This window comes from Candidatus Streptomyces philanthi (assembly GCF_059553635.1).
The window spans coordinates 1-3,690 of the sequence record NZ_JCANQV010000432.1; the positions used below are offsets into that span (position 1 = coordinate 1).

The 3,690-nt window shown below is 74.4% G+C and carries 4 protein-coding genes; 1 reads left to right on the forward strand and 3 read right to left on the reverse strand.

Annotation, left to right across the window (positions count from 1 at the left end):
- Positions 1–155: 155 nt before the first annotated feature.
- Entirely contained in the window at positions 156–554 is a 399-nt protein-coding gene (locus tag AC51EU_RS28455; RefSeq protein WP_496269960.1) for a 6-pyruvoyl trahydropterin synthase family protein, read from the reverse strand.
- Positions 555–592: 38 nt separating this feature from the next.
- Positions 593–1,576 carry a zinc-dependent alcohol dehydrogenase gene (locus AC51EU_RS28460; protein ID WP_496269961.1) on the reverse strand — a complete coding sequence of 328 codons (984 nt, stop codon included), beginning with the start codon at positions 1,574–1,576 and terminating at the stop codon, positions 593–595.
- A 132-nt stretch (positions 1,577–1,708) separates the two neighbouring features.
- Here AC51EU_RS28460 and AC51EU_RS28465 point away from each other — a divergent pair, with 132 nt between their 5' ends.
- The gene (locus AC51EU_RS28465; RefSeq protein ID WP_496269962.1) at positions 1,709–2,446 is read left to right on the forward strand and encodes a CDP-alcohol phosphatidyltransferase family protein; all 738 of its coding nucleotides are present in this window, start codon (positions 1,709–1,711) and stop codon (positions 2,444–2,446) included.
- A gap of 182 nt (positions 2,447–2,628) precedes the next feature.
- Here the strand turns inward: AC51EU_RS28465 and AC51EU_RS28470 are convergent.
- Positions 2,629–3,690: class I adenylate-forming enzyme family protein (locus AC51EU_RS28470; protein ID WP_496269963.1), on the reverse strand; the 1,062-nt coding region annotated here is incomplete at its 5' end.

A 3,690-nucleotide genomic window follows, 5' to 3' on the forward strand; every position in this document is an offset into this window, starting at 1 on the left:
CCAGGTGCCGGGGGCGGTGTGCGGGCGCACCGGGCGGCCGGCGCGCGGGAGTTCCTCGCACATCCGCAGGTCGTAGACGTTGCCGCCGCTGGGGGCCGCCGGGTCGGCGACGCCCTCGGGCAGGACGAGGTGGACCGGCGGGGCGTCGGCAGGGCTCACAGGGCGCGCTCGTAGCTCGCCCAGGCGATGTGCGACTCGTGCAGGGTGACGGTGATCCCGGCGAGCGCGCGGGCGCCCTCGCCGAGGTTTCCGGCGTGCACCCGGTCGGCCAGGCGGTCGGCGATGACCTTGGCCAGGGCCTCGGTGGAGGTGTTCATCCCGGCGAAGTCCTCTTCGTCGTCGAGGTTGCGGTAGTTCAGCGCGCCCACCACGGCGCCGAGTTCCTCCGTCGCCCGGCCGATGTCGACGACGATGCCGTCGGCGTCGAGTTCCGGGCGGCGGAACGTGGCGTCCACCAGGTAGGTCGCCCCGTGCAGGCGCTGGGCGGGGCCGAAGACCTCGCCCCGGAAGCTGTGGGCGATCATGAGGTGGTCGCGGACGGTGATGCTGAACAACGGTGCACCTTCCAGAGGGCGTCGGGGCGGGTGGCGGTTCAGTCGGGGTCGTCGTAGCGGATGCGGTGGCACAGTGCCGGGAGGGTGCCGTCGGCGAGCCGCGGCATCACCCCGGGCAGGTCGTCGAAGGCGCTCTCGCCGGTGATGAGCGCGTCGAACGCCGGGTCGGCGAGGAGGTCGAGGGCGAGGGCGAGCCGGTCGGTGAAGCCCCGGCGGGCGCGGCGGGCGGCGGACACCGCGCCGACCTGGCTGCTGCGGACGACGAGGCGGCGGGAGTGGAACGCCTCGCCCAGCGGCAGGCTGACGCGCCGGTCGCCGTACCAGCTCAGTTCGACGACCGTGCCCTCGGGGCCGAGGAGTTCGAGGGCGCGGGTCAGTCCGGCCTCGGTGGCGCTGGCGTGCACCACGAGGTCGCACTCCCCCGCGGCGTCGACGGGCAGCGCGAAGCCGGCGCCGAGGGCGCGGGCGGTGGCCTCGCGCGCCGGGTCGCTGTCGACGAGCTGGACGCGGACGGCCGGGTAGCGGGCGAGGAGGGCGGCGACGCTGCATCCGACCATGCCGCCGCCGACGACCGCGATCCGGTCGCCGATCAGGGGCGCGGCGTCCCACAGGGCGTTGACGGCGGTCTCCACCGTGCCGGCGAGGACCGCGCGGGAGGCGGGGACGGTGTCGGGGACGGGGGTGACGGCCGTGGCGGGGACGACGAAGCGGGTCTGGTGCGGGAAGAGGCTGAAGACGGTGCGGCCCACGAGCGGGGCGGGGCCCTCCTCGACGATCCCGGCGTTGAGATAGCCGTAGCGTACGGGGCCGGGGAATTCCCCTTCCTGGAAAGGGGCGCGCATTGCGGTGCGCTGGTTCTCGGGGACTTCGCCGCGGAAGACGAGGGTTTCCGTTCCGCGGCTCACCGCGGTGTGGAGCGTACGGACCAGGACCTCACCGGGCCCCGGTCGCGGAAGGCCGACCGTGCGGATTTCCCCGTGCCCCGGAGAACGGAGCCAGAACGCGCGGGCGGTGCGCCGCATCCACATCCTCCTGGGTATTCGGGTGAGCGTTCACGCTGCCGGAAAACGCGCTCGGGCGATTCCAGCGGATACCATACGCGGCACTTATCGGCCGTGCCATACGGTCCGGTCGCACGGTCGGAGGGAGGCGCAGTGGCGTTACCTGGCAGGTACGACGCGTGGGCGTGGGGGCGGGAGACCACCGTCGGACTGGGGGTCCATCTGGCGCTGCTCGCCGCGTTGTGCACCGCCGTCGGCGCGGGGCCCGCGGGGTGGGTCGCGGGGGCGGCGTTCGCGGTGGGCACCTGGGCCGTGCTGACGCTGGTGCCGCGCCGGCCGTGGGCCCGGGTGTTCGGCGCCGCCAACCGCGTCACCCTGGCCAGGGCCGCGCTGGTCGGCGGTGTCACCGCGCTGGTCGCGGACTCGTTCGGACAGCGGGTGCCGGTGCCGCTGCTGGTGGCGCTGGCCTCGGTGGCGCTGGCGCTGGACGCGGTGGACGGGCAGGTCGCGCGGCGCACCGGGACGGCGACGGCGCTGGGCGCGCGGTTCGACATGGAGGTCGACGCGTTCCTGATCCTGGTGCTCTCCGTGTTCGTGTCGCGGTCGCTGGGCTGGTGGGTGGTGGCGATCGGGGCGATGCGGTACGTCTTCGTGGCCGCGTCGTGGGTACTGCCGTGGCTGCGGGCGCCGTTGCCGCCGAGCACGGCGCGCAAGGCGGTGGCCGCGCTCCAGGGCGTCGTCCTGGTCGCGGCGGGCGCCCGGATCGCCCCGCCCCCGGTGGCGGCCGCCGCGGTGGCGCTCGCGCTGGCGTCGCTGGTGTGGTCGTTCGGGCGGGACGTGGTGTATCTGTGGCGTACGCGGGAGAACGCGGCGGCTCTGCCGGCAGGTTGAGCGTCCGGGGCCGGGCGGCGAATTCCGCCGCGTTTCTTCCTCTGTTGCCCGGTATTTCCGCGAGGGGCGGCAGGGCGCCGATTTCGTGGGCAGGCCATGGCCGTTCTCCGGCAGTCCTGCGTACGCATCCCCGGGGAATTGCGCACCGTTCCCCGGGGATTTCCGCGTCGTACCGGGGCGCGTCAGACGGTGAGAGTGCGGGCGCCGGGGAGTTCCGCGCGCAGGGCCTTGCGGTCCACCTTCCCGTTCGTCGGGGAGCGGCGGACGGCGGTGACGGGCACGACCTCGCGGAGGTGTTCGTGCGGGTCCAGTCCGGCGTTCACCCCGGCGATGACACGGGCGAGGTCCGCCGGGTCGGTGGCGGTGGTGACGACATGGGCGACGGGGGCCCGGCCGCGGTCGCCGTCCGGGCGGTCCACCACGGCGGCCTCGGTGATCTCCGGGTGCTCCTCCAGGCGGCGTTCGAGGAGCGAGGGGGCGATCAGCCGCCCGTCGTGGTGGAAGACGTCGGCGAGGCGGTCGAGGACGTAGAGGTAGCCGTCCTCGTCGAGGTAGCCGACGTCGCCGGTCGCGAACCAGCCGTCGGCGTCGAACGGTTTGAGGTCGGGGCGGTTGGTGTAGCCGGTCATCAGCTGGGGGCCGCGGATCTGGAGTTCGCCCGGCTCACCGGGTGGCAGGGGCGCTCCCGTGGTGAGGTCGACGACGCGGGAGGTGCTGCCGGTGACGGGCGGGCCGACGGAGCCGGGGCGCGGGTCCACCGGCCCGTCGGTGTGCGCGAGATGGGTGGACTCGGTCAGTCCGTAGCCCTGGAAGACGGGGACGCCCAGGCGCGCGGAGAGGGCGGCGAGGACACGGGGGGCGAGGGTCTGGTTGCCGGCCGCGGCCATGGTGAGGTCCGGGAGGCGGACGTCGGCGAACTCCGGTGCGGTGGCCAGGCGGGTCAGCCGTACCGGGAGGCTGTAGTAGTGGGTGGCGCGGTGCTCGCGGGCCGCTTGGAGGGACGCCTCGATGGCGGGGTCGGGGCAGAACACCTGGCAGGCGCCGGCCCGTACGGCGGCGTTCATGTGCATCGGGGAGACGATCGGCAGATGGCACAGGACGACGGAAGCGGCCCCGATGCGGTGGGCGTCGCCGAACTGGGCGGCGTTGGTGCGGATCGCGCGGTGGGAGACGGCGACGCCCTTGGAGGGTCCCGTGGTGCCGCTGGTGAACATCACGGCGGCGGTGGCCTCCGGGTCGTGCGC

Coding starts and splice junctions, on each gene's coding strand:
- AC51EU_RS28460 (WP_496269961.1), bottom strand. CDS start 1,576: ATGCGGCGCACCGCCCGCGCGTTCTGGCTCCGTTCTCCGGGGCACGGG.